The organism is Isoptericola sp. NPDC055881, from assembly GCF_053615895.1.
In genome coordinates this window covers 1-25,183 of the sequence record NZ_JBSHCR010000024.1, presented here as the reverse complement: position 1 = coordinate 25,183, position 25,183 = coordinate 1, and the positions used below count along the sequence as shown (strand labels likewise).

19 protein-coding genes are annotated in these 25,183 nt (G+C 69.6%); 3 read left to right on the top strand and 16 right to left on the bottom strand.

The window, feature by feature from the left end; genetic code table 11:
- Positions 1–7: 7 nt before the first annotated feature.
- The 12 genes from rplW to rplJ all read right to left on the bottom strand — a co-directional run bounded on the left by rplW (position 8) and on the right by rplJ (position 16,312).
- Positions 8–310, bottom strand: coding sequence for a 50S ribosomal protein L23 (gene rplW, locus ACWGKI_RS09455; protein ID WP_079572420.1), 303 nt, complete (start codon positions 308–310; stop codon positions 8–10).
- Complete coding sequence (rplD, locus tag ACWGKI_RS09450) at positions 307–1,005, bottom strand: 50S ribosomal protein L4 (RefSeq protein WP_380244193.1); 699 nt, start codon at positions 1,003–1,005, stop codon at positions 307–309. The genes rplW and rplD overlap by 4 nt, the downstream gene beginning before the upstream one ends.
- 5 nt (positions 1,006–1,010) lie before the next feature.
- Positions 1,011–1,664 (bottom strand): 50S ribosomal protein L3, encoded by a 654-nt coding sequence (rplC, locus tag ACWGKI_RS09445; protein WP_380244194.1) that lies wholly within the window; start codon positions 1,662–1,664, stop codon positions 1,011–1,013.
- Between the two features lie 14 nt (positions 1,665–1,678).
- Positions 1,679–1,987, bottom strand: a complete 309-nt coding sequence (rpsJ, locus tag ACWGKI_RS09440) for a 30S ribosomal protein S10 (RefSeq protein ID WP_013837837.1) — start codon at positions 1,985–1,987, stop codon at positions 1,679–1,681.
- Positions 1,988–2,455: 468 nt separating this feature from the next.
- Positions 2,456–3,652 carry an elongation factor Tu gene (tuf, locus tag ACWGKI_RS09435; protein WP_380244195.1) on the bottom strand — a complete coding sequence of 399 codons (1,197 nt, stop codon included), beginning with the start codon at positions 3,650–3,652 and terminating at the stop codon, positions 2,456–2,458.
- A 128-nt stretch (positions 3,653–3,780) separates the two neighbouring features.
- Positions 3,781–5,883 carry an elongation factor G gene (fusA, locus tag ACWGKI_RS09430; protein WP_380244196.1) on the bottom strand — a complete coding sequence of 701 codons (2,103 nt, stop codon included), beginning with the start codon at positions 5,881–5,883 and terminating at the stop codon, positions 3,781–3,783.
- A 112-nt stretch (positions 5,884–5,995) separates the two neighbouring features.
- Positions 5,996–6,466: a 30S ribosomal protein S7 gene (gene rpsG, locus ACWGKI_RS09425; RefSeq protein WP_380244197.1), complete on the bottom strand. Its 471-nt coding sequence runs from the start codon at positions 6,464–6,466 to the stop codon at positions 5,996–5,998.
- Positions 6,466–6,840 (bottom strand): 30S ribosomal protein S12, encoded by a 375-nt coding sequence (gene rpsL, locus ACWGKI_RS09420; protein WP_079572407.1) that lies wholly within the window; start codon positions 6,838–6,840, stop codon positions 6,466–6,468. The genes rpsG and rpsL overlap by 1 nt, the downstream gene beginning before the upstream one ends.
- A 459-nt stretch (positions 6,841–7,299) precedes the next feature.
- Positions 7,300–11,181 (bottom strand): DNA-directed RNA polymerase subunit beta', encoded by a 3,882-nt coding sequence (locus ACWGKI_RS09415; protein WP_452186497.1) that lies wholly within the window; start codon positions 11,179–11,181, stop codon positions 7,300–7,302.
- Positions 11,182–11,237: 56 nt separating this feature from the next.
- Complete coding sequence (gene rpoB / locus ACWGKI_RS09410) at positions 11,238–14,750, bottom strand: DNA-directed RNA polymerase subunit beta (protein ID WP_380244057.1); 3,513 nt, start codon at positions 14,748–14,750, stop codon at positions 11,238–11,240.
- Between the two features lie 558 nt (positions 14,751–15,308).
- Entirely contained in the window at positions 15,309–15,698 is a 390-nt protein-coding gene (gene rplL / locus ACWGKI_RS09405; RefSeq protein ID WP_380244058.1) for a 50S ribosomal protein L7/L12, read from the bottom strand.
- 83 nt (positions 15,699–15,781) lie between these two features.
- Positions 15,782–16,312: a 50S ribosomal protein L10 gene (rplJ, locus tag ACWGKI_RS09400; RefSeq protein ID WP_380244060.1), complete on the bottom strand. Its 531-nt coding sequence runs from the start codon at positions 16,310–16,312 to the stop codon at positions 15,782–15,784.
- 622 nt (positions 16,313–16,934) lie between these two features.
- On the opposite strand from rplJ, the gene ACWGKI_RS09395 reads away from it, so the two are divergent.
- Positions 16,935–18,233 carry an MFS transporter gene (locus tag ACWGKI_RS09395; protein WP_452186494.1) on the top strand — a complete coding sequence of 433 codons (1,299 nt, stop codon included), beginning with the start codon at positions 16,935–16,937 and terminating at the stop codon, positions 18,231–18,233.
- Here ACWGKI_RS09395 and ACWGKI_RS09390 read toward each other — a convergent pair.
- From ACWGKI_RS09390 to ACWGKI_RS09375, 4 genes are all read right to left on the bottom strand, one after another.
- On the bottom strand, positions 18,230–20,773 hold the full coding sequence (locus tag ACWGKI_RS09390; RefSeq protein WP_452186492.1) for a CHAT domain-containing protein: 2,544 nt from the start codon (positions 20,771–20,773) through the stop codon (positions 18,230–18,232). The genes ACWGKI_RS09395 and ACWGKI_RS09390 overlap by 4 nt on opposite strands.
- A gap of 16 nt (positions 20,774–20,789) precedes the next feature.
- The gene (locus tag ACWGKI_RS09385) at positions 20,790–22,601 is read right to left on the bottom strand and encodes a S8 family serine peptidase (protein ID WP_452186490.1); all 1,812 of its coding nucleotides are present in this window, start codon (positions 22,599–22,601) and stop codon (positions 20,790–20,792) included.
- 66 nt (positions 22,602–22,667) lie between these two features.
- Positions 22,668–23,183 carry a carboxypeptidase-like regulatory domain-containing protein gene (locus ACWGKI_RS09380; protein WP_452186488.1) on the bottom strand — a complete coding sequence of 172 codons (516 nt, stop codon included), beginning with the start codon at positions 23,181–23,183 and terminating at the stop codon, positions 22,668–22,670.
- A complete protein-coding gene (locus tag ACWGKI_RS09375; RefSeq protein ID WP_380244064.1) occupies positions 23,180–23,815 on the bottom strand; it encodes an RNA polymerase sigma factor in 636 nt (211 codons plus the stop codon). The genes ACWGKI_RS09380 and ACWGKI_RS09375 overlap by 4 nt, the downstream gene beginning before the upstream one ends.
- A 326-nt stretch (positions 23,816–24,141) precedes the next feature.
- On the opposite strand from ACWGKI_RS09375, the gene ACWGKI_RS09370 reads away from it, so the two are divergent.
- Together ACWGKI_RS09370 and ACWGKI_RS09365 are read left to right on the top strand one after the other, a co-directional pair.
- The gene (locus ACWGKI_RS09370; RefSeq protein WP_380244065.1) at positions 24,142–24,549 is read left to right on the top strand and encodes a DUF4383 domain-containing protein; all 408 of its coding nucleotides are present in this window, start codon (positions 24,142–24,144) and stop codon (positions 24,547–24,549) included.
- 5 nt (positions 24,550–24,554) lie between these two features.
- On the top strand, positions 24,555–25,139 hold the full coding sequence (locus ACWGKI_RS09365; protein ID WP_380244066.1) for a hypothetical protein: 585 nt from the start codon (positions 24,555–24,557) through the stop codon (positions 25,137–25,139).
- Positions 25,140–25,183 lie beyond the last annotated feature (44 nt).

Below are 25,183 nucleotides of genomic sequence, written 5' to 3'. Positions count from 1 at the left end.
CTGCGCCTCAGGAAGCCGGACCGCCGAAGATGTCGATCGTGCCCTCACGGAGGGTCACAATCGCGCGCTTCGTGTCCTTGCGCTTGCCCAGGCCGAAGCGCGTGCGACGCGCCTTGCCCTTGCGGTTGATCGTGTTGACCGAGTCGACCTTGACGCCGAAGACCTGCTCGACCGCGATCTTGATCTCGGTCTTGTTGGCCCGCGGGTCCACGACGAAGGTGTACTTGCCCTCGTCGAGGAGGTTGTAGGACTTCTCGGAGACGACCGGCGCGATCAGGATGTCGCGCGGGTCCTTCGTCACGGCGGTCACTTGGTGGCCTCCTCGGTCTCGGCCGCCTCGGACTCCGTGGCGACGGCCTTCACGGACTTGCCCGTGGCCGGGCCGGCGAGGAACGCGGCGAGCGCACCCTCCGTGAAGACGACGTCGTCGGAGACGAGCACGTCGTAGGTGTTGAGCTGGTCCGCCGTCAGCAGGTGGACCTGCTGGACGTTGCGGAGCGACTTGATCGTCAGCTCGTCCGAGCGCTCGGTGACCACGAGGACGTGCGTGCGCTCGGTGAGCGCGGCGATCGTCTTGACGGCGGTCTTGGTCGACGGCGCACCGTCGAGGCCGAAGCCGGAGACCACGTGGACGCGGCCGGCGCGAGCCCGGTCGGACAGGGCACCGCGGAGAGCGGCGGCCTTCATCTTCTTCGGGGTCCGCTGGTCGTACTTGCGCGGCTGCGGGCCGTGGACGGTGCCACCACCAGCGAACTGCGGGGCGCGGGTCGAACCCTGACGGGCGCGGCCGGTGCCCTTCTGCTTGTACGGCTTCCTGCCACCACCGCGGACCTCGCCGCGGGTCTTGGTGGAGTGCGTGCCCTGACGGGCTGCGGCGCGCTGCGCCACGACCACCTGGTGGATCAGCGGGACGTTGGTGTCGATGTCGAACACCTCGGCGGGAAGCTCGGCGGTGCCGGCCTTCTTGCCCTGGGCGTCGAGCACGTCGACGGTCTGGTTAGCCATGGGGGTCACGCACCCTTCGCGGCGCTACGCACGACGACGACGCCACCCTTGGGGCCGGGAACCGCGCCCTTGACGAGCAGCAGACCCTTCTCGGCGTCGACCGCGTGGACGGTCAGGTTCTGGACGGTCATGCGGGCGTGGCCCATACGACCGGCCATCCGCAGACCCTTGAAGACGCGCGACGGCGTCGATGCGCCACCGATCGAGCCGGGCTTGCGGTGGTTACGGTGAGCACCGTGGGAGGCGCCGACGCCGGAGAAGCCGTGGCGCTTCATGACACCGGCGGTGCCCTTGCCCTTGGTGGTGCCGACGACGTCGACCACGGTGCCGGCCTCGAAGGCGGCGGCGGTGATCTCCTGGCCGAGCGTGAACTCGGCGGCGTCCTCGGTGCGGACCTCGGCGACGTGACGGCGCGGCGTGACGCCGGCCTTCTCGAAGTGGCCCTTGAGCGGCTTGGTGACCTTGCGCGGGTCGATCTGGCCGGCGGCGAGCTGGATGGCCGCGTAGCCGTCGGCGTCCGCGGAGCGGACCTGCGTCACGACGTTGGTCGGGACGGCCACGACGGTGACGGGGACGAGGCGACCTGCGTCGTCCCACAGCTGCGTCATACCGAGCTTGGTGCCGAGCACCGCGGTCACGTTCTTCTGCTGGTTGGTCATGTTGTCCCCCAGCCTCAGAGCTTGATCTCGATGTTCACGTCGGCAGGCAGGTCGATACGCATGAGCGAGTCGACGGCCTTCGGCGTGGGATCGATGATGTCGATGAGCCGCTTGTGCGTGCGCATCTCGAAGTGCTCGCGGCTGTCCTTGTACTTGTGAGGCGACCGGATGACGGTGAAGACGTTCTTCTCCGTCGGCAGCGGCACCGGGCCCACGACCGTCGCACCAGCGCGCGTCACCGTGTCGACGATCTTGCGCGCCGAGCTGTCGATGACCTCGTGGTCGTAGGACTTGAGCCGGATGCGGATCTTCTGTCCCGCCATGGCGTCGTCTGACTCTCTCTCTCGAACCGCTACTGTCCGACCCCCGCGCTCGGGCGTGTCGCTCTTGTGTCAAAGCAGAGCGGCATACCAGGGCGCACACCGAACCGGCGTGGGGCCGTTGGATGTGGTCCGCGAGGCGGACCACGACGTTTGTCTGGCCTGTCGAGACATGTGTCCCGCGGGGCGCTCTAGCGCGTCGACAGCCGGCAACCCCGCGACCCCTCACCGGGAGGGGAACCGCTCCAGGCGACGCGGGCCGTTCCGGAGATCCGGACCGGCGCACGCACCGTGGTGCTACACACTGTTCGACACGAGAAAGAACGCGCCCGTGACAGGCAACCTGAACATCTTGCCACAGAGAACCCCCGGATTCCAAGCCGGAACGGGGTTCGACCGCTGTGACGCCGGACGCACCGGAGGCCCGGACCCTTGCGGGGCCCGGGCCTCCGGGTGCTTCAGTCAGTCAGATCACTTGATGATCTTCGTGACACGGCCGGACCCGACCGTGCGGCCACCCTCACGGATGGCGAAGCCGAGGCCCTCCTCCATGGCGATCGGCTGGATCAGCGCGACCGTCATCTCGGTGTTGTCGCCGGGCATGACCATCTCGGTGCCCTCGGGCAGCGTGATGACGCCGGTGACGTCCGTCGTACGGAAGTAGAACTGCGGACGGTAGTTCGAGTAGAACGGGTTGTGACGCCCACCCTCGTCCTTGCCCAGGATGTAGACCTGAGCCTCGAAGTCGGTGTGCGGGGTGATCGAACCCGGCTTCACGACGACCTGGCCGCGCTCGACGTCCTCGCGCTTGATGCCGCGCAGGAGCAGACCGGTGTTGTCGCCGGCCTGAGCCTGGTCCATCTGCTTGTGGAACGTCTCGATACCGGTGACCGTGGTCTTCTGCGGCACGCGGATGCCGACGATCTCGACCTCGGAGTTGACGTCGAGCGTGCCACGCTCCACCTTGCCGGTCACGACGGTGCCGCGGCCGGTGATGGTGAAGACGTCCTCGATCGGCATGAGGAACGGCTTGTCGAGCTCGCGCACGGGGTCGGGGACGTTCTCGTCCACGGCCTCCATGAGCTCCAGGATCTTCTTGGTCCACTCGGCGTCGCCCTCGAGAGCCTTGAGGCCCGAGACGCGCACGACCGGAGCGTTGTCGCCGTCGAACTCCTGCGACGACAGCAGCTCGCGGACCTCCATCTCGACGAGCTCGAGGATCTCCTCGTCGTCGACCATGTCGGCCTTGTTCAGCGCGACCAGCAGGTAGGGCACGCCCACCTGGCGGGCCAGCAGCACGTGCTCGCGCGTCTGGGCCATCGGACCGTCGGTCGCGGCGACCACCAGGATCGCGCCGTCCATCTGGGCGGCACCGGTGATCATGTTCTTGATGTAGTCGGCGTGACCCGGCGCGTCGACGTGCGCGTAGTGACGCTTCGGCGTCTCGTACTCGATGTGCGCGATGTTGATCGTGATACCGCGCTGCTTCTCCTCCGGCGCGGCGTCGATCTCGTCGAAGTTGCGCTGCGTGTTCGCCGGAAGGTCGGGGTACGTGTCCGCAAGCGTCTTCGAGATCGCGGCAGTCAGCGTCGTCTTACCGTGGTCGACGTGCCCGATCGTGCCGATGTTGACGTGCGGCTTGGTCCGCTCGAACTTGGCCTTAGCCACTGGGGTCCTCCTGGGACTTGGGTAGATGTTCCCGAACGTTGCGAGACTCGGCCAAGAAGCCTACATCCCGCGGGGCGACGGGGTTTCCTACAGGTTGATTGTTGTGCTGGTCGTCGACCTGTGGGGACTCACTCGCCCCGGGTCTTCTTGATGATCTCGTCAGCAACGTTACGAGGAACCTCGGCGTAGCTGTCGAACTGCATCGAGTACACGGCACGGCCCTGCGTCTTGGAACGCAGGTCACCGATGTACCCGAACATCTCGCTCAACGGTACCTGGGCGCGCACGACCTTGACACCGGTCGCGTCCTCCATGGACTGGATCATCCCACGACGCGAGTTGATGTCGCCGATCACGTCGCCCATGTACTCCTCGGGCGTCCGGACCTCGACCGCCATGACGGGCTCGAGGATGACCGGGTCGGCTCGCTTGATGCCCTCCTTGAAGACCATCGAGCCGGCGATCTTGAACGCCATCTCCGAGGAGTCGACGTCGTGGTAGGCGCCGTCGAGCAGCGTGGCCTTGACCCCGACCACGGGGAACCCGGCCAGCACGCCCTGCTGCATCGCCGACTGGATGCCGGCGTCCACGGACGGGATGTACTCGCGCGGGATGCGTCCACCGGTGACGGCGTTGACGAACTCGTAGAGCTCGCCCTCGTCCGTCTCGAGCGGCTCGAAGGTCACCTGGACCTTCGCGAACTGGCCCGAGCCACCGGTCTGCTTCTTGTGCGTGTAGTCGATCTTCTCCGCGGTGCGGCGGATCGTCTCGCGGTACGCCACCTGCGGCTTGCCGACGTTCGCCTCGACGCGGAACTCGCGACGCATGCGGTCGACGAGGATGTCGAGGTGGAGCTCGCCCATGCCGCCGATGACGGTCTGGCCGGTCTCCTCGTCCAGCTTGACGCGGAAGGTCGGGTCCTCCTGGGCGAGCTTCTGGATCGCCGTGGAGAGCTTCTCCTGGTCGGCCTTCGTCTTCGGCTCGATGGCCACGTCGATGACCGGCTCGGGGAAGGTCATCGACTCGAGGATGACCGGGTTCGCAGGGTCGCAGAGCGTGTCACCGGTGGTGACGTCCTTGAGCCCGATGAACGCGTAGATGTGGCCGGCGTGGGCCTCCTCGACCGGGTTCTCCTTGTTGGAGTGCATCTGGAAGAGCTTCCCGATGCGCTCCTTCTTGCCCTTGGTCGAGTTCTGGACCTGCGCGCCCTGCGCGACCTTGCCCGAGTACACGCGGACGTAGGTGAGCTTGCCGAAGAACGGGTGCGTGGCGACCTTGAAGGCGAGAGCCGAGAACGGCTCAGACTCGTCCGGGCGACGCTCGATGATCGTCTCGGAGTCCTTGACGTCGTGGCCCTGGACGGCCGGCACGTCGAGCGGCGTCGGCAGGTAGTCGATCACGGCGTCGAGCATGGGCTGCACGCCCTTGTTCTTGAACGCCGAGCCGCACAGCACCGGGAAGGCCTGCGAGCTGATGACGAGCTTGCGGATGCCGGACTTGATCTCGGCGACCGACAGCTCCTCGCCGCCCAGGAACTTCTCGAGCAGCTCGTCGTCGGCCTCCGCGACCGCCTCGACGAGCTCGGCCCGGTACTGCTCGGCCTTCTCGACGAGGTCCGCGGGGATCTCCTCGACGGCGTACTCCTCGCCCATCTTGGTGTCGCCGCGCCAGGTGAGCGCCTTCATCTCGAGGAGGTCGACGACGCCCTCGAAGTCGTTCTCGGCACCGATCGGGAGCTGGATGACCAGCGGCTTCGCCTTGAGGCGGTTGACGATGGTGTCGACCGTGAAGTAGAAGTCGGCGCCCAGCTTGTCCATCTTGTTGACGAAGCAGATGCGCGGGACGTCGTACTTGTCGGCCTGGCGCCACACGGTCTCCGACTGGGGCTCCACGCCCTCCTTGCCGTCGAACACCGCGACCGCGCCGTCGAGCACGCGGAGGGAACGCTCCACCTCGACGGTGAAGTCCACGTGACCGGGGGTGTCGATGATGTTGATCTGGTTGTTCTTCCAGTAGCAGGTCGTCGCGGCGGACGTGATCGTGATGCCGCGCTCCTGCTCCTGCTCCATCCAGTCCATCGTCGACGCACCGTCGTGCGTCTCACCGATCTTGTAGTTCACACCCGTGTAGAACAGGATGCGCTCGGTGGTGGTGGTCTTGCCGGCATCGATGTGGGCCATGATGCCGATGTTGCGGACCTTGTTCAGGTCGGTCAGCACGTCGAGTGCCACGGTGCGTTACCCCTTGTCGGTGGAAGGTCGGAAGCCGGGCCGGAGGGCCGGCTGCCGGCCGGTTCCGGATCCGCGGACGGCCCCGGGGATCACCTGGGGCCGTCCGTGCGCATCACCAGCGGTAGTGCGCGAAGGCCTTGTTCGAGTCGGCCATCTTGTGCATGTCCTCACGGCGCTTCACCGCGGCACCGAGGCCGTTGGAGGCGTCGAGGATCTCGTTCATGAGGCGCTCGGTCATCGTCTTCTCGCGACGAGCGCGCGAGAAGTCGGTGAGCCAGCGCAGCGCGAGCGTCGTGGAGCGCGCGGGACGGACCTCGACGGGCACCTGGTAGGTGGCGCCACCGACACGGCGGGAGCGGACCTCGAGAGCCGGGCGGACGTTCTCCAGCGCGCGCTTGAGCACGACGACCGGGTCCTGGTCCGTCTTGGCACGGACGCCCTCGAGGGCGCCGTAGACGATCGCCTCGGCGGTGGACTTCTTGCCGTCGAGCAGGACCTTGTTGATCAGCTGCGTGACGACGGGCGACCCGTAGACGGGGTCGACGATGAGCGGCCGCTTGGGGGCCGGACCCTTGCGAGGCATCAGGCCTTCTCCTTCTTCGCGCCGTACTTGCTGCGACCCTGCTTGCGGTTCTTCACGCCCTGCGTGTCGAGCGCGCCGCGCACGATCTTGTAGCGGACACCCGGGAGGTCCTTCACACGGCCGCCGCGCACGAGCACGATCGAGTGCTCCTGCAGGTTGTGGCCGACGCCGGGGATGTACGCCGTGACCTCGGTACCGGAGGACAGCTTGACGCGCGCGACCTTGCGGAGCGCGGAGTTCGGCTTCTTGGGGGTGGTGGTGTACACGCGCGTGCACACGCCGCGCCGCTGGGGGGAGGCCTTGAGGGCGGGCGTCTTCGACGCCGTAGCCTTCGTGCTCCGGCCCTTGCGGACGAGCTGCTGGATCGTAGGCACTACGTCTCCGTCGTCTTCTCGAGCTCACGAGGGCCGGCCGGCCCTCGACGGTGGTCTGTCTGGCTTGTGCGTGCCGATCGCATGCGGCACCCGCGGCCCTCACGGACCGCAACGCCACTTACCACCGGCTCGATGGCCCGGGCCCGCTCCCCGTCCTCGCGGACGGTCCGAGCGATCTTCCCGGGGTACCCGTGCGCTCAGGTCGGCGACGCCTCCGGCAGCCAGTCCGAGCCGAGGCTCTGGGCTGACAGCGGGATGCGCGCGCGACGGCACGGGCACGGCTTCCTAGATTACCCGCGGAAGCAAGCGGGGTCAAAGGTTCGGGACGGACGCCCGCTGTGACGTGCGCCGCCCTGCCCCTGCGGGGGCGCGAAGGCCGCGAGGCGGCGCAGTCGGCACACGTCCGGGGACGTGGGCCCTGCGCCGCCTCGCGGCCTTCGCACTACTGCTCGGAGCGGATCAGCGGAAGTCCCCGAAGTCGAGGTCCTCCAGCGGGATCGCCTCGCCGGAGCCCATGCCGAGCGTCGGGAAGTCGATCTCGTCGTACCCGAAGCTCGGGTAGAGCTCGGCCTTCGCCTGCTCCGTCGGCTCGACCTCGATGTTCCGGTAGCGGGGCAGGCCCGTGCCGGCGGGGATGAGCTTACCGAGGATGACGTTCTCCTTGAGGCCCAGCAGCGGGTCACGACGACCGCTCATCGACGCCTCGGTGAGCACGCGGGTCGTCTCCTGGAAGGAGGCGGCCGACAGCCACGAGTCGGTGGCGAGCGACGCCTTCGTGATGCCCATGAGCTCCGGACGGCCGGAGGCCGGCTGGCCACCCTCCGCCACGGCACGACGGTTCGCGTCCTCGAAGCGGACGCGCTCCGCGAGCTCACCCGGCAGCAGGTGCGAGTCACCCGAGTCGAGCACGGTCACGCGACGCAGCATCTGCCGCACGATGACCTCGATGTGCTTGTCGTGGATGTCCACACCCTGCGAGCGGTAGGTCTCCTGGACCTCGTCCACCAGGTGCTTCTGGGTGGCACGCGGGCCGAGGATGCGGAGCACCTTCTTCGGGTCGACGGCACCCTGCACCAGCTGGGTGCCGACCTGGACCTCCTGGCCGTCCGTGATCAGCAGACGCGCACGCTTGGTCACCGGGTAGCGGATCTCCTCGCTGCCGTCGGCCGGCGTGAGGACCAGGTGGCGCGTGCGCTCCGTGTCCTCGATGGCCACGGTGCCCGTGTACTCCGCGATGGGCGCCTCACCCTTGGGGGTGCGGGCCTCGAAGAGCTCGGTGACACGCGGCAGACCCTGCGTGATGTCCTCGGCGGACGCCACACCACCGGTGTGGAAGGTACGCATCGTCAGCTGCGTGCCCGGCTCACCGATCGACTGGGCCGCGATGATGCCGACGGCCTCGCCGATGTCCACCAGCTTGCCGGTGGCCAGGGAGCGGCCGTAGCACTTCGCGCAGGTCCCGACGCGCGACTCGCAGGTCAGCACGGACCGGACCTTGACGCTCTCGATGCCGGCGGCGATGACCTTGTCGATCACCACGTCGCCCGCGTCGGAGCCTGCCTCGGCCACGACGTTGCCGTCGCCGTCCAGGACGTCCGTCGCGAACGTGCGCGAGTAGATGCTCGTCTCGACGCGCGGGTGCGGCACCAGCACGTCACCGATGCGCTCGGCCACGGGCAGCGTGAGGCCACGCTCGGTGCCGCAGTCCTCCTCGCGGATGATGACGTCCTGCGACACGTCGACGAGACGACGGGTCAGGTAGCCGGAGTCCGCGGTACGCAGCGCCGTGTCGGCGAGGCCCTTGCGGGCACCGTGCGAGGCGATGAAGTACTCGAGGACGGACAGGCCCTCGCGGTAGTTGGACTTGATCGGGCGGGGGATGATCTCGCCCTTCGGGTTCGCCACGAGGCCGCGCATACCGGCGATCTGACGGACCTGCATCCAGTTACCACGGGCACCCGAGGACACCATGCGGTACAGCGTGTTCCGCGAGTTGCTCTCGAGGTTCTCCCGCATGACCGACGCGATCTTGTCGGTGGCCTGCGTCCAGATCTCGATGAGCTCCTGACGGCGCTCGTCGTCGGTGATCAGACCCTTGTCGAACTGGTCCTGCACCTTGAGCGCACGCTGCTCGTGCTCGTCGAGGATCGTGTCCTTGATCGCCGGCATCGCCACGTCGGAGATCGCGATCGTGACGCCCGAGCGCGTGGCCCACCGGTAGCCGGCGTCCTTGAGCGCGTCGAGCGACGTCGCGACGTCGACCTTGGGGTAGCGCTCCGCCAGGTCGTTGACGATCGTCGAGAGCTCCTTCTTGCCGACCACGCCGTTCTGGAACGGGTAGTCGATCGGGAGCGCCTCGTTGAAGATCGTGCGGCCCAGGGTGGTCTCGAACAGCAGCGGCTGCCCGGGCTCCCAGCCCTCGGGGGCCTCGAAGCCGCTGGTCGGCGGCACGAGGTCGGACATCCGCAGCTTGATCGTGGCGTTCAGGTCCAGCTGGCCACGGTCGAGGGCCATGATCGCCTCGGCCTGCGAGGAGAACACACGCCCCTCCCCCGTCGCGCCGGGGCGGTCCGAGGTGAGGTGGTGCAGACCGATGATCATGTCCTGCGAGGGCATGGTCACCGGACGGCCGTCCGACGGCTTGAGGATGTTGTTGCTCGAGAGCATGAGGATGCGGGCCTCGGCCTGCGCCTCCGCGCTCAGGGGCAGGTGGACCGCCATCTGGTCGCCGTCGAAGTCCGCGTTGAACGCGGCGCACACGAGCGGGTGCAGGTGGATGGCCTTGCCCTCGACGAGCTGCGGCTCGAAGGCCTGGATGCCGAGGCGGTGCAGGGTGGGGGCACGGTTCAGCAGCACCGGGTGCTCCTGGATGACCTCCTCCAGCACGTCCCAGACCTCGCCGCGGGTGCGCTCGACCATGCGCTTGGCGCTCTTGATGTTCTGCGCGTGGTTGAGCTCGACGAGCCGCTTCATGACGAAGGGCTTGAACAGCTCGAGCGCCATCTGCTTGGGCAGGCCGCACTGGTGCAGCTTGAGCTGCGGGCCGACCACGATGACCGAACGGCCCGAGTAGTCGACGCGCTTGCCGAGCAGGTTCTGGCGGAACCGGCCCTGCTTGCCCTTGAGCATGTCGGAGATCGACTTGAGCGGGCGGTTGCCCGGACCCGTGACCGGACGGCCGCGGCGGCCGTTGTCGAACAGCGAGTCCACGGCCTCCTGGAGCATCCGCTTCTCGTTGTTGACGATGATCTCCGGCGCACCCAGGTCGAGCAGGCGCTTGAGCCGGTTGTTGCGGTTGATCACGCGGCGGTACAGGTCGTTGAGGTCCGACGTCGCGAAGCGGCCACCGTCGAGCTGCACCATCGGGCGCAGGTCCGGCGGGATGACCGGGACGGCGTCGAGCACCATCGCCGTGGGCGAGTTGGTCGTCGTGAGGAACGCGTTGACGACCTTCAGGCGCTTGAGCGCGCGCGTCTTGCGCTGGCCCTTGCCGCTCCGGATGGTCTCGCGCAGCGACGCGGCCTCGGCGTCCAGGTCGAAGCTCTCCAGACGCTTCTGGATCGCCGCGGCACCCATCGAGCCCTCGAAGTACGTGCCGTACCGGTCGACGAGCTGGCGGTACAGCATCTCGTCACCCTCGAGGTCCGCGACCTTGAGGTTCTTGAACCGGTCCCAGACCTGCTCGAGGCGGTCGAGCTCCGCGTCGGCACGCTTGCGCAGCTGCGCCATCTCGCGCTCGGCGGAGTCGCGCACCTTGCGGCGCGCGTCGGCCTTGGCACCCTCGGCCTCGAGCTCGGCCAGGTCGGCCTCGAGCTTCTGCGCGCGGGCGTTGATGTCGTTGTCGCGGCGGTCCGAGATCTCCTTCTTCTCCAGGTCGATCTCGTTCTGGAGGTTGGGGAGGTCCTCGTGCCGGGCCTCGTCGTCGACCCACGTGACCATGTAGGCCGCGAAGTAGATGACCTTCTCCAGGTCCTTCGGGGCCAGGTCCAGCAGGTAGCCGAGGCGCGACGGCACACCCTTGAAGAACCAGATGTGCGTGACCGGGGCGGCGAGCTCGATGTGACCCATGCGCTCACGGCGCACCTTCGAGCGCGTCACCTCGACGCCGCAGCGCTCGCAGATGATGCCCTTGAAGCGCACGCGCTTGTACTTGCCGCAGTAGCACTCCCAGTCCCGGGTGGGGCCGAAGATCTTCTCGCAGAAGAGCCCGTCCTTCTCCGGCTTCAGGGTGCGGTAGTTGATGGTCTCGGGCTTCTTGACCTCACCGTGCGACCAGGCACGGATGTCGTCGGCCGTTGCCAGGCCGATACGCAGCTCGTCGAAGACGTTGACGTCGAGCAAGATGTCCTACTTCCTCAAAGCTTTTGAATGTCCGTGGAGTTCAGCTGGTCGCTGGATCAGATCTCGTCGACCGTGGCGGCCGAGTTGGGGCGTCGGGACAGATCGATGCCCAGCTCCTCCGCGGCGCGGTACACCTCGTCGTCGGACTCCTTCATCTCGATGGAGGTCCCGTCGCTCGAGAGCACCTCGACGTTCAGGCACAGCGACTGCATCTCCTTGAGGAGCACCTTGAAGGACTCCGGGATGCCCGAGTCGGGGATGTTCTCGCCCTTGACGATCGCCTCGTACACCTTCACGCGGCCGGGGACGTCGTCGGACTTGATGGTGAGCAGCTCCTGCAGCGTGTAGGCCGCGCCGTACGCCTCGAGGGCCCACACCTCCATCTCACCGAAGCGCTGGCCACCGAACTGCGCCTTACCACCCAGCGGCTGCTGCGTGATCATCGAGTACGGGCCGGTCGAGCGCGCGTGGATCTTGTCGTCGACCAGGTGGTGGAGCTTGAGGATGTACATGTAGCCCACCGACACCGGGTCCGGGAACGGCTCGCCGGAGCGGCCGTCGAAGAGCCGGGCCTTGCCGTCCGTGGCGACCATGCGCTCGCCGTCGCGGTTCGGCAGGGTCGTCGAGAGCAGACCACGCAGGCCGGTCTCCTCGAGGCCGTCGAACACCGGCGTCGCCACCGGAGTCCTCGGCGCCGACTTCGCGGCGACCGCGGGCAGGCTCTCCTTCCAGGAGAGGTCGTCGCCCTCGGCCAGCTCGATGTCCCAGCCGCGGCTGGCGACCCAGCCGAGGTGGGTCTCGAGGACCTGGCCGACGTTCATACGACCGGGCACGCCCAGCGGGTTGAGGATGACGTCGACCGGGGTCCCGTCGGGGAGGAACGGCATGTCCTCCTGCGGCAGGATCTTCGAGATGACGCCCTTGTTGCCGTGGCGGCCGGCCAGCTTGTCGCCGACGGTGATCTTGCGGCGCTGGGCGATGTAGACGCGCACCAGCTGGTTCACGCCGGCGGGCAGCTCGTCGCCGTCCTCGCGGTTGAACTCGCGCACGCCGATGACCGTGCCCTGCTCGCCGTGGGGCACCTTGAGCGACGTGTCGCGCACCTCGCGGGCCTTCTCGCCGAAGATGGCGCGCAGCAGGCGCTCCTCCGGGGTCAGCTCGGTCTCGCCCTTCGGGGTGACCTTGCCGACCAGCACGTCGCCGGCACCGACCTCGGCACCGATGCGGATGACACCGCGCTCGTCGAGGTCCGCCAGGACGTCCTCGGAGACGTTCGGGATGTCCCGCGTGATCTCCTCGGGCCCGAGCTTCGTGTCGCGGGCGTCGACCTCGTGCTCCTCGATGTGGATCGAGGAGAGGACGTCGTCCTCCACGAGGCGCTGCGACAGGATGATCGCGTCCTCGTAGTTGTGGCCCTCCCACGACATGAACGCCACGAGCAGGTTGCGGCCGAGCGCGAGGTCGCCCTCGTCGGTCGCCGGGCCGTCGGCCAGCACGGAGCCGACCTCGACACGCTGCCCCTCGTCCACGAGCACGCGCTGGTTGTAGCTGGTGCCCTGGTTCGAGCGGCGGAACTTCGCGGCACGGTACGAGCCCGTGGTGCCGTCGTCGTTCGCGACGAGCACCAGGTCGGCCGACACCTCGGTGACCACACCGGGCTTGGTCGCCACGATGACGTCGCCGGCGTCGATGGCCGCACGGCGCTCCATGCCGGTACCGACCAGCGGCGCCTCGGAGCGCACCAGCGGCACGGCCTGGCGCTGCATGTTGGCGCCCATGAGCGCGCGGTTCGCGTCGTCGTGCTCGAGGAACGGGATGAGCGCCGTCGCGACGGACACCATCTGGCGCGGCGAGACGTCCATGTAGTCGATCTCGGCCGGCGGGAGGTCGTCCGTCTCGCCACCCTTGGTGCGGACCAGCACACGCTCGCGGAGGAACGTGCCGTCCTCGGTGAGCTCGGTGTTCGCCTGGGCGATGATGTGGCGGTCCTCGTCGTCGGCGGTCAGGTAGACGATCTCGTCCGTGACCTTGCCGTCGGTGACCTTGCGGTACGGCGTCTCGATGAAGCCGAACGGGTTGATGCGACCGAACGACGCGAGCGAGCCGATGAGGCCGATGTTCGGGCCCTCAGGGGTCTCGATCGGGCACATGCGGCCGTAGTGCGACGGGTGGACGTCACGGACCTCCATGCCGGCGCGGTCGCGGGACAGACCACCCGGGCCGAGGGCGTTGAGGCGACGCTTGTGCGTCAGGCCCGCGAGCGGGTTGTTCTGGTCCATGAACTGCGACAGCTGCGACGTGCCGAAGAACTCGCGGATCGACGCCACCACGGGGCGGATGTTGATCAGGGTCTGCGGCGTGATCGCCTCGACGTCCTGCGTCGTCATGCGCTCGCGGACCACGCGCTCCATGCGGGACAGGCCCGTGCGCACCTGGTTCTGGATGAGCTCGCCGACGGCGCGGATGCGACGGTTGCCGAAGTGGTCGATGTCGTCCGTCTCGACGCGGACCTCGGTCGGCTGGCCGTCCCGGGTACCGGGGATGGTCGCCAGGTCGGCGTGCAGCGCGGCGAGGTACTTGATCGTCGCGACGACGTCCGTCACGGACAGCGTCGAGTCGGCCAGCGGCGCGTCGACGCCGAGCTTCTTGCTGATCTTGTACCGGCCGACCTTCGCCAGGTCGTACCGCTTCGGGTTGAAGTAGAAGTTCTCGAGCAGCGCGCGGCCGGCCTCGACCGTGGGCGGCTCGCCCGGGCGGATCTTGCGGTACAGGTCGACGAGGGCCTCGTCCTGCGTGTGGACGTGGTCCTTCTCGAGCGTGTCGAGCACCGACGGGAAGTTCGCGAACTCCTCGCGGATCTCCGCCTCCGTGAGGCCGAGGGCCTTGAGGAGGACGGTGACGGGCTGCTTGCGCTTGCGGTCGACGCGCACGCCGACGGCGTCGCGCTTGTCGATCTCGAACTCGAGCCAGGCGCCGCGCGACGGGATGACCTTCGCCGAGAAGACGTCCTTGTCGCTCGTCTTGTCGGGCGTGCGCTCGAAGTAGACGCCCGGGGAACGGACCAGCTGCGAGACGACGACGCGCTCGGTGCCGTTGATGATGAACGTGCCGCGCGCCGTCATGAGCGGGAAGTCGCCCATGAACACCGTCTGGCTCTTGATCTCGCCGGTCGTGTAGTTGACGAACTCGGCCGTCACGAACAGCGGCGCGGCGAAGGTGAAGTCCTTCTCCTTGCACTCGTCCGCGGTGTACTTCGGCGGCTCGAACCGGTGGTTCGAGAAGGAGAGGGACATCGACTGGCCGAAGTCCTCGATCGGCGAGATCTCCTCGAAGATCTCCTCGAGGCCGGAGGTGGCCGGGACGTCGGACCGGCCGGCGGCGGTGGCCGCCTCGACCCGGGCCTGCCAGGCGGGGCTGCCGAGCAGCCAGTCGAAGCTCTCGGTCTGCAGCCCGAGGAGGTCAGGGACCTCGAGCGGCTCGTAGATCTTGGCGAAGGAGACGCGGCGGGAAGCGGTGCGGTTCGCGATGGCGTCGGCGGACGGAACAGAAGGGGTGCGCGAGGCAGCCAAGAGGGGTCCTTCCCTGCAGTTCGATGGCACGCTGTACGCTCAGCGAGGCTGCAGGCGCCGGACCGCGACGGGAGAACCGGCCTCCGGGGTCACGAAGACGTGATCACGAGGGGCGGGGCATCATCGGCGGGGAGGCGTCGGGGCACAAGCGAGCGCAAAGCGCTAGCGTAGCCAGAACTTCGTCGTTTGTCCACTCGCGCGGGCACACGAGCGGACGCCCTCGGTTCTGGGTCGTAGAGGACGTTGTCTCGGTGGCCGCCATATGCCGCCCAAGAAACGGTTGTCGGACCAGCCTAACCCGTGCTAGGGGGCGTGGCCAGGCCCGCGGACGCGACCCTGGTCACCACACAAGATCCCCACGTTCCCCGACGACGCCCGCCCGCGACGCACGCGATCGCGGCGGCAGCTCCAGCTCAGGGCGGCAGTTCAAGCTGCCGCGCCGAACGGGAACTGCCGCCGCGAACACGCCTGACGGCGTCGCCCCGGGACGCAGCGAGGCCCGCACCCCGGACGGGGTGCGGGCCTCGCAGGAAGCGATGCGCGGCTAGGCCGCAGCGATCACTTGAGGGTGACGGTGGCGCCGGCGCCCTCGAGGGCAGCCTTGGCCTTCTCGGCCGTCTCCTTGTTCGCGGCCTCCAGGACCGGCTTCGGGGCGCCGTCCACGAGGTCCTTGGCCTCCTTCAGGCCGAGGGACGTGAGCGCGCGCACCTCCTTGATGACCTGGATCTTCTTGTCGCCGGCGGCCTCGAGGATGACGTCGAACTCGTCCTTCTCCTCGGCGGCCTCGGCGCCGGCGCCGCCAGCGGCGGGGGCGGCAACGGCAGCGGCGACCGGAGCGGCGGCGGTGACGTCGAACTTCTCCTCGAATGCCTTCACGAACTCGTTGAGCTCGATGAGGGTGAGCTCCTCGAAGGCGGACAGGAGCTCGTCGGTGCTGAGCTTCGCCATGATGGCGTTCCTTTCGGGTTGGTGCGTCCTGGGGCCTCGCCGGCCCCGCAGAAGCAGAGGGGGTTGATCTCGCCGTACCGCCGTCAGGCGGCAGCGGCCTCCGATTCCTGCTTCTGACGCAGGGCATCGATGACGCGAGCGGCCTGGGCCGGCTTCGCGGTGAAGGCGTAGGCAGCCTGGTAGAGCTTGGCCTTCATCGCGCCGACCGTCTTGGCCAGCAGGACCTCGCGGGACTCGAGGTCCGCGAGCTTGGTGATCTCTGCAGCGGTCAGCGGCTTCCCGTCGAGGACACCGCCCTTGATGACCAGTGCAGGGTTCGCCTTGGCGAAGTCACGCAGACCCTTGGCGGCCTCGACCGGGTCGCCGGTCACGAACGCGATCGCGGAAGGACCCTTGAGGTCCGCCTCGAAAGCGTCGATCCCGGCCTCCTTGGCCGCGATGGACGTCAGCGTGTTCTTCACCACGGCGTAGGTTGCGTTGCCGCTGAGCGACCGACGCAGCTCCTTGAGCTGCGCGACGGTGAGCCCGCGGTACTCGGTCAGCACGGCCGCGCTGGAGTCACGGAACTTGTCCGCGACCTCCGCGACAGCGGCTGCCTTGTCCGGCCTCGCCATGGCAATCCTTCCGGTGGTGGTGCCACCGGTACCCCGGAAAGAGAAAGAGCCCCGGCGCAGGTGCGCACGGGGCTCGGAGCTCACAGCGGACTGTGTGATCGTCGTCGTGTCACCTACGCAGGCCCCCGCTCTCACGGGACTTCGGTCTTCTGCTTCCTGGGCGAGCCCGGGCAGCGTCGGACGACCGGCGGTCTTGGGTTACCTGAACAGGCTAGCGCAACGTGCCCCGCCGGCCAACCATGGACGGCCAGTTGTGACCGGCATCACCGCACTGCTAGCTTCTCGCCGCAGACTGCACGAGGACGAAGAGGGCTCATAGGCGACCCCTCACGATGGGCCACTGAGCCCGCCGGGCCGCGTGCAGCAACCATGCGACAGGAAGGAAGGGACGATGAGCGACCCCCTCACCATGGGCCACTGAGCCCGCCGGGCCGCGTGCAGCAACCATGCGACAGGAAGGAAGGGACGATGAGCGACCCCATCACCGTGGGCCACTGAACGTGACGCGAGCCAGCACAAGACACCTGCCTCCACGCCCCGCGAGCTGGCCCGCCCACCGCGGGGCGTGGGGGTAACACGATCGGACACCATTTCTGTGAATTCTGATGACCCCGGGACGAACTTGAGGCAGCTCGAGCGGCAGTTCGTCGTGCTCACGGCGCTTCGCTGGCTCCCGTCCGGCCTGTCCGTCCCGACGATGGTCCTGCTGATGCAGGAACGCGGACTCGACGTCCGCACCATCGGCATCCTGCTTGCGCTCCTGGCAGGCGGAATCATCGTCCTCGAGCTCCCGTCGGGCGGGTTCGCCGACGTGGTGGGACGCCGCAACTCCCTCCTGATCTGCGGATCCTTGAGCGCCGCCGCCGCCCTCGGCTTCGCGCTGAGCCCCGGCGTCGGCGCTTTCGCCATCACTCTCCTCGTCCACGCCGTCGCCAAGGCGCTCGACTCCGGACCGCTCAAGGCGTGGTACGTCGACACCGCACAATCGTGGGACCCCGACGTCGACCTGACGCCGGGCTTCGCCCGCGCGGCGACGGCCGAAGCGCTCGGCCTGGGCGCCGGCGCCCTGCTCGCGGGCGGTCTCGTCACCGTCGCTCCGCTCCCGACTGCCGACAGCCCGGTCCTTGCCCTCTCCGTGCCCTACCTCGCGGGAAGCTGTCTGACGCTTCTCTCGCTCGGGCTCGTCGCCCGTTGGGTCCAGGATCCTCCGCGCGAGCGCACCCTCGTCGTGCGCCAGATTGTCACGCGCGAGGTCCCGCGGACGATAGCGCGAGGCGTCCGCCTAGCAGTGTCGCACGGTCCGCTTCGCAACATCGCTCTCTACATGATTGCCTTTGGGGTCGCACTCTCGGGGGTCGAACTGCTCGCCCCGACCGCGTTCGCGGCGTTTTACGGCGGGGGCTCGGCCGCGTCGGGCCTCTACTCAGTGCTGGTGACCGCTGGTTTCGGCGGATCCGCCCTGGGAGCTTCGCTGGCACCCCGCATCGCGCAGACGGTCCGCGGAACGCGCCGCGGAGCAGGTCTCGCAACCGCGGCGGCGGCGCTCGGGCTTGCCGGAATCGCGGTGCCTCTCGTCGGCGTCGCCGCGGCGGGGTACTTTCTCGTGTTCCTGCTCCTCGGGGTCGCCAGCCCGCTCGTCGACGAGGCGACACAGAGCGTGACGCCGTCCGACCAGCGCGCCACCGTCGGCTCCGTGATGTCCTTGTCGATGCAGTCAGGCGGAGTTGTCGCCAACGTCCTCTGCGGCGCGCTTGCCGCATCGGTCGCCCTGCCGTTCGGCGTGGGAGTCGCCGCCCTCGGCCTGGTGCTGGGTGCCGTCGTCATCACCGCCGGCACCGGCACGGACGGACGCACCGAACCCTCTGTCGAGGACCAGGCCGCCGACCGTGCGACAGCGGGCGCTCCGGCTGGCCGGCCCTAGAGGACCAGCGGGCCGAAGCACACCAGCGGCACCGGCTCGGGCTCGTCCGCGACAGCACGGGCCAAGGCCGCCCCCGGCCGCAGCCCGTCCCGCAGTCCCGCGTGCAGGGACGGCATCACCCGCACCGCGACGTCGTCGCGCAGAGGCGCGACGCTCGCGATCACTGCGCGAGCGCCCATCCTCAGCAGCACGCTCGTCAGTCCGAGCGGCTCGCCGCCTTGGCGGATGCTCGCCGATCCGACGTCGCACGCCGAGAGGACCATCACCGAGCGCGACAGGTCGCGACCGTCCAGCTCGTGGGCAAACAGCGGGCCGTCGGCCAGCAGGAGGTTCGAGAACACCGGGTTGTCCGGCTCGTGGGTGCCGTGCGTGGCCAGGTGCACCACCGAGGCCTGCTCGACCGCTCCAGCGACGGCCGCGCAGGTCGCTCGATCGTCCACCAGGATCCGTGCACCGCTCCCCCACACCCGCGCAACCTCCGTGGCCTCCGCGTTCGCGTGCCGCAGACCCGGCCCGGCGACCGCCAGCGCTGAGCCGGCCTCCCATCCCGCGCTGCCTCTGGTGACCCACGAGTTCACGACCGTCGACTGCCCCCGCCGCGAGGGCAGGAGCGACCACGGGATCGACACCAGCCGGTCGCGTGCGGCGATGTGCACGGGCCCTTCGACCCCGGCGCCACGGAGGAGCGCGCCGTCCAGCCAGTCCAGGCTGCGCGCCAGGGACTGGGAGGCGGCGGCATGCAGCGGTGCCGGGAGCAGGGGGTTAGAGAGCGCTCCCAGGTCCGCGCGGACTCGTCGCACCTGCTCGAGCGCCGGCCCGAGCGGAGCCAGGTCGAGCAGACGGGCGCCCCGCCGGTCGACTCGCACCGCGCACACCCGGTCCTTGAACATCATGAGGTCGAGAACCGACCGGTCCGAGTCCGCATCCCGGAGGTCTGCCCGAAGTGCGCGGGCGGTGGTCGGGCGCGGGACCCCCGCGCGACCGTCGGCGTGCCACGACCGCTCCCGCGCCTGGCTCTGGAGCCGCCTTGCGTCGCGCCGGAGCCGTGCCTGCTCGACCGCGGATGCGGCGTCCCCGTCGAGCGTCCGAGCGCGTTCCGCCAGACGGCGTGCACCACCCACCAGGGCAGCAAGCTCGGGGTCCTCCGGCGGCCGCACCCTCCCAGAACCCGCGAAGGTGGCACGGCCACGCTCGACCGCGTCGAAGACCGCCTCGGCACGACCCGATCGGAGGGCCGCCTCGAGGTCCACCGCCTGCAGCCGGATCCCGTGCACGGACGCGGCCGTCACGGCCTCGACGGCACCCAGCCGCTGGCGTTGCTGCGCCAGGAGCGTGTGGCCCGTGCGGACGGCGGCGAGTGCCGAGCGCCGGTCCTCCGCGGCAAAGGCGATCAGGGCGCGCACGACCTGCGCTCGCAGCTGGGTACCCAGCGAAAGGCCCGACGCTGGCGGAAGCTGTCGCAACCGTTCGGCAGCGACGGCAGGCTCCCCTCCTCGCACGGCTCCCTCGGCGACCACCAGCTCGAGGTCGACGGCCACCCGGTCAGCCCCGGGAAGCGCACGGGCACGCTCGGCGAGCATGGACGCGGCGTGCGCCAGCCGGAGGAAGGCACGAGGCGGAGCTCCTGCGTCCACGAGGACCTCGTGCCGCGCGTCGATGGTGATCAGGCCTGCCCGCAGGTCGAGCAGCTCGTGTCCAGCCCGCCGTGCACGCCCCTGGACGCGGCGCGCCAGAGCGATCGCCTCCTCGTATCGCCCTAGCCCGACCAGGCACCGGGCCTGGACGATCTGCGCGTCGATGAGGTCCCGCCACGCTCGCGTGTCGGCGAGAACGGTCGCCGCCATCGCCAGCGCCTCGGCTGCCTCCGTCAGCAGACCAGCCTCGTAGAGGACCGCGGCCTTGTCCATCAGGCCGATGCCAGCGTGCTCGGGCGGTGAGTTCTTCGCTGCCGCATCCATCGCACGAAGCGCCGCGGGCAGGTCCCCTCCCAGGTACCGGGCGTAGCCGAGATTATGCTCCGCCATGAGCTCGACCGCGGTCTCCCCTGCCCGGTGCGCGAGCTCACGGCACCGTTCGAGGTCGCTCACCGCGACGTCGAGCTCACCGGTCTCGAGGCAGAGCCAGCCTCGGTTGATGAGGACCGGCACGAGATCTCGCTCGTCCGTGATGCCCTCGAGAGCAGCGTCGAGCTCCCCCCGGGCCTCGCCGAGCTCCCCCATGCGCATCAACTGGAGCCCGCGGTGTCCCCGGACCAGGGCGACCGTCGACGCGTCGTGCGCCGTCGACGCCAGAGCCTGCGCCGTGTCGAGCAGGCCCATGACGACGTCCCGGCCGGCGCCCCGCTCGTACTCGCACGTGGCGATCCCGACGAGAACGCGGGCCCTCGCATGGACGACGTCCGCACCACCAGGGCCCGGTAGTTCATCGAGCCTCCGGAGGGCCGCCCGATAAGTCCGTAGCGCGAGCCCGAACCGACGGCGCGACCGAGCGGTCGTCCGCGCACGCTCGATCTGCTCCAGCACGGCCTCGAGCCCGTCCACGCCTCACCTCACGTCATCACCCGGGGTGGGCACCTCCCACAGACAGCCCCCCGGTCGCACCGGTGATCGCCGACCAGATCTGCTGCACCCTTGTCGTCACGAGAGTATCTGCGTCGGGCTCCGACCCCCACGCGGAGGCATCCTCACGCAGGGCCAACAGCTCTCGTGCGATCTCACCAGCCAGGACAGGCGCCGAGAACGAGGTGCCGCTCCACGTCGCGAAGCCGCTCTGGAACCCCTCAGGGTCAATCGTGGAACGGAACTGATCGGAGTGCCGTTCCTTGATGCGCAACGAGGGCGTCACCGGGCCGTCGAGCGTCGTGGGCACCGTGCTCACGACCCCCGCCCCCGGCCGGAGACACGTGACCCACGGTCCGTCGTTACTGAAGAGCGCCGTGGTCCCGTCCGGATTCAGCGCACCCACCGCGAGAATGGGCGGGCGATCGGCCGTGGTGTCGCCGGCCACGGTGATCGACGGCGGAACCGTGCGCCGGTCGACCTCGGGGGCAAACGCCGCAGGGAACTCCGGTCGGGTCTCTCCGTCGTTGCCCGCTGCCACGACCACGGCCACTCCCGTGTCGCGGAGCCTGGCGAGCACGGCACGGAGCGGATGGTCCCAGCGCATGTCCTCCGGGCGCTCGTGGTAGTAGCCCATCGAGAGGACCACCACGTCGACGGGTACGTGGCCGTCCCTCCCTGCCAGTCCTCGCTCGTGGAACCGGGCGAGCCGTCTGAGCGACTCGATGACCTCCGACTCGGCCGCGACGCCCGAACCACCCACGGTCCGGACCGGGAGGATCAGGGCATCGGGGCAGACCTGGTGGACGATCCCGGCGATGAAGGTCCCGTGCCCGGCGACCGGGTCGAGCGGTCCGGTCAGCGGGGAAGTGCTCGATCCGCCGATCTCGGCGTCCTCCTCGGGATACTGCTGCGCGGGGTAGGTGCCGATGGGATCCCCGTCCAGCAGGGCGTCGCGGATGACGACGCCGTTGCCGTCCGACGGCCCGTCCGCGTCGTAGGTCCCGAACCAGTCGTGCGTCCCCACACCGGTGTCCAGGACGGCGACGACGGGACGGATCGCTCCGTCGGGGGTTCGCCACATGTCACCGTCGTCGCGCACGTGGCGCGTTGGAGCGGCCCCGAGCCAGCGGACAGGCGTACGACCTCCCGAGCCGGCGACGCCGTACTCCGCGAGTCCCTCGACCGGGTGGGTGGAGAAGGGGTGGGTGGAGAAGGGGTGCGTCGAGAACGGGTGCGTCGAGAACGGATGCGTCGAGAACGGATGCGTCGAGAACGGATGCGTCGAGAACGGGTGCGTCGAGAAGGGCCGCGCCGACATCACATGGTCGAGGCTCAACGACCACTCCGTCGCTTGATCGTCTCCGTCAGCCTCGAGCGCCTCCCACGCGTCCGGCTGGGCATCCTGGTTCTCGGGAAGGAGCCGGAGGACGAAGCCGTGCTCCTCGTCCACACCCTGGAGCGGGTCCTCCTCGGCTGCTTGCGCATCGGAGCGGTACCGCACCTGGAGGCCCAGCCGGCAACCCTGGCGGCGCGCTTCGTGCTCCACGCGCGTCGCCTCGGCCTCGTCGTCGGGGAACGTCACATCGAGGAGCCGCGGACGGGAGTCGGTGGTCGCCGGGCGCCGCACGCGGTCCCGCAGGCCGCTCGGCAGCTCGCCGTGGACAATCACGCGGTCGGCGACATACCACGTCGGCGCCACGGCGCGCCGCCCAGGGCGAGCCCTCAGCGCGTTCGGGTCCAGGTAGCGCATCGGCGCATCGACCTGCCGCGGTGCGCGGCCCCCTGGTCCAGCGGGGGTCTCGGTCACGTGTCCTCCTCGTCACGGGGGCGCCGATCGGCGCGGGTCAGGGCGGGCGCGCGTCGCGCCCGGGTATTAGAGCTCGATGACCGGCGTGGCGACGGTGACGTCACCGGGCAGGCGCACGAGCAGGCTTGCGGGACCGCGGTCGACGGCGGTGAAGGCGAAGCGGCCGTCGTCGTCGGCGGTGGTGGTGCGTTCGTCGCCGGGCTGGCGCAGCTCCACGACGAGGGCGCCGGCGGGCGCCACCCAGCCGTCGAGACGCACGTGGGTGCCGTCGTCGTCGGTGGACAGCGCGATCATCACCGTGAGGCGCTCGTGCGTGAACGTGATCGTGCGCGCCTCCAGCGGCGGGGCGTCGCCGCGCACGGACCCGACGGGGGCCTCGATCTGCTGCAGCTCCATCACCTCGGCCTCCAGGCTCGCGAGCGTCATCGCGAACAGCGACCGCTCGACCAGCCCGTCGGGCAACGGGTCCAGGAGCTGCACGGTCCGACCGAGCCGGGACAGGGCCTCGACGTCGCGCGCGTCGATGGGTCCGTCCTCGCCCGGCACGGGCGCCCCCCACGCGTTCTCGTGCTTCCGGTTCATGTCCACGAGGCCTCTCCCTGTTCGGTGAGGACGGCGCGCAGCTTGGCCAGGCACCGTCCCCGAGTGGCACCGATGCTTCCCACCGGCATGCCGATCGATGCCGAGATCGCCTTGTAGTCCGGGCGGTCGGCGAGCGAGACGAGTCGCAAGAGCTCCTGGCAGCGCGCCGGGAGCGTACGCAGCGCCGACCACAACATCCGGTCGCGCTCGTCGGTCAGCACCTCGGCCTCCGGTCCCGGCCGGGAGTCCGGCAGGGCGGCAGAGCCTTCGGTGAGGTCGTCCGGCAGCTCGGTGCGCCGGCGCTGGTCGGTCCGCTCCTTGCGCACCGTCTCCCACGCACCGCGGCGGGCCGTCACGAGGAGCCACTTCAGCACGGCCTTCGGCTCCGCGATCGTCTCCGCGTGCCGCACCAGGGCCGCCCACGTGGACTGCACCACGTCGTCGGCCACGTCCCGGTCCACACCCTGGGCGCGCACCGTGTGCCACAGCAGCGGTGTCGCCTCGCGGACCAGGTCCGTCAGGGCGTCCGTACGCCCCGCGCGGTACTCGAGGATCGCCCGCGCGGCCCGGTCCCCCAGGCTCTCACCGGCGTCGGACTCCTCACCGACAGGTTCCTCCGTGGCTCGTGTCATGGCAGTTCGCACCTCGTGAGGGCTCGTCGAAAGGCCGGGACGACCGCGTCCCGGGGCCTCCGAGCCTACGGCGCGCAGCGAAACGGCAGAAGGATGACTTTGCATCGTGGGTGCCATCACCTCTCGCCGGGCGGCACCGTCCCGGCGCCGCGCTCTCGTCGTCACGGGGAGGGAGCAGCGCGCCGCACGCCTGATACACGCACCCGGTATCTGACCTCGGCAACTTCTCGACGACCTCTCGACGGCCGACCCATCCGGTCCGGCGTCCGCTCCGAACCCCCGGCGAGCGTGGGACGGACCCGCGCCCCGAGCAGAAGGAGCAGCCCATGTCCTCGTCCGCTAACCGCCTCCTCGCCGCAGTGTTCGGCACCGTCTACCTGCTGGTCGGCCTCGCCGGGTTCGTCGTCACGTCCGGCGTCGGCTTCATCGCCACGGACGGTGAGAAGCTGCTGTTCTTCGAGGTGAACCCGCTGCACAACATCGTCCACCTCGGCATCGGCGCCGCGCTGCTCCTCGCGTCGCGGTCGGTCGGCGCGGCCAAGGGCGTCAACGTGACCATCGGCGGGGTCTATCTCCTGGTCGGCGTCCTCGGCCTCTTCCTCGTCGGCACCGGCGCGAACATCATCGCGCTCAACGGCGCGGACAACGTGCTGCACCTCGCGAGCGCGCTCCTGCTGCTGGGCGTCGGGCTGGGCGCGGACCGTCGCGCCGAGACGGGGGTCGCGACCGCATGAGAGCCATGGCTCCCCCGGCCCGCATCCTCGTCGCGTTCACGCTCCTCGGCGCGGGCCTGGTGAACCTCGGGTCGGCGCGCGGCGCGCTCGCCCGCCCACAGGGCGTCTTCGCGCTGGTGCTCGGGGCGGTGGAGCTGGTGGCGGCGCTGCTCCTGCTGCGCGGTGTCACGCCGGGCCGCGCGGACCCGGCCGTGCTCGCCAGGGTCGGCGTCGGGCTCCTCATGGTGGCGAGCGTGCTCGGGCTGGCGCTCGCCGTCGCGCCCGGGGGCCATCTCGGGGCGGCCGCGGCCTCCGCCGCGGCGCTCCAGCTCGCAGGCGCGGCGACCGTGGGGGCGGCCACCCGCCCGCGGCCCGAGGCGGCGGTGGCTCCGGCGGCGCCCCCGGCGGCGGGGAGCGGCAGCGACGATGGCGGTGCCGGGCGCCGGCGCCCGGCGGGGTCCCTCGCTGTCCTCTTCGTCGGGGCGGTCCTCGTCTCGACCGCGACCACCGCGGGACTCACCGACACCGAGGCCGGCGCGGTCGCCGTCCCGCACAGCGAGCATCACCTTCCCGACCTGTCCGGGCTGCAAGGACACCACCACGGAGGGTGACCGTCCCCGGCATCACCGGCTCCGGGGACGACGACGGCCCGGCC

Coding starts and splice junctions, on each gene's coding strand:
- rplC (WP_380244194.1), bottom strand. CDS start 1,664: ATGACCAACCAGCAGAAGAACGTGACCGCGGTGCTCGGCACCAAGCTC.
- ACWGKI_RS09375 (WP_380244064.1), bottom strand. CDS start 23,815: ATGACACGAGCCACGGAGGAACCTGTCGGTGAGGAGTCCGACGCCGGT.
- rplL (WP_380244058.1), bottom strand. CDS start 15,698: ATGGCGAAGCTCAGCACCGACGAGCTCCTGTCCGCCTTCGAGGAGCTC.
- rpsG (WP_380244197.1), bottom strand. CDS start 6,466: ATGCCTCGCAAGGGTCCGGCCCCCAAGCGGCCGCTCATCGTCGACCCC.
- rplJ (WP_380244060.1), bottom strand. CDS start 16,312: ATGGCGAGGCCGGACAAGGCAGCCGCTGTCGCGGAGGTCGCGGACAAG.
- ACWGKI_RS09380 (WP_452186488.1), bottom strand. CDS start 23,183: ATGAACCGGAAGCACGAGAACGCGTGGGGGGCGCCCGTGCCGGGCGAG.
- rpsJ (WP_013837837.1), bottom strand. CDS start 1,987: ATGGCGGGACAGAAGATCCGCATCCGGCTCAAGTCCTACGACCACGAG.
- rplD (WP_380244193.1), bottom strand. CDS start 1,005: ATGGCTAACCAGACCGTCGACGTGCTCGACGCCCAGGGCAAGAAGGCC.
- ACWGKI_RS09365 (WP_380244066.1), top strand. CDS start 24,555: ATGGCTCCCCCGGCCCGCATCCTCGTCGCGTTCACGCTCCTCGGCGCG.
- ACWGKI_RS09370 (WP_380244065.1), top strand. CDS start 24,142: ATGTCCTCGTCCGCTAACCGCCTCCTCGCCGCAGTGTTCGGCACCGTC.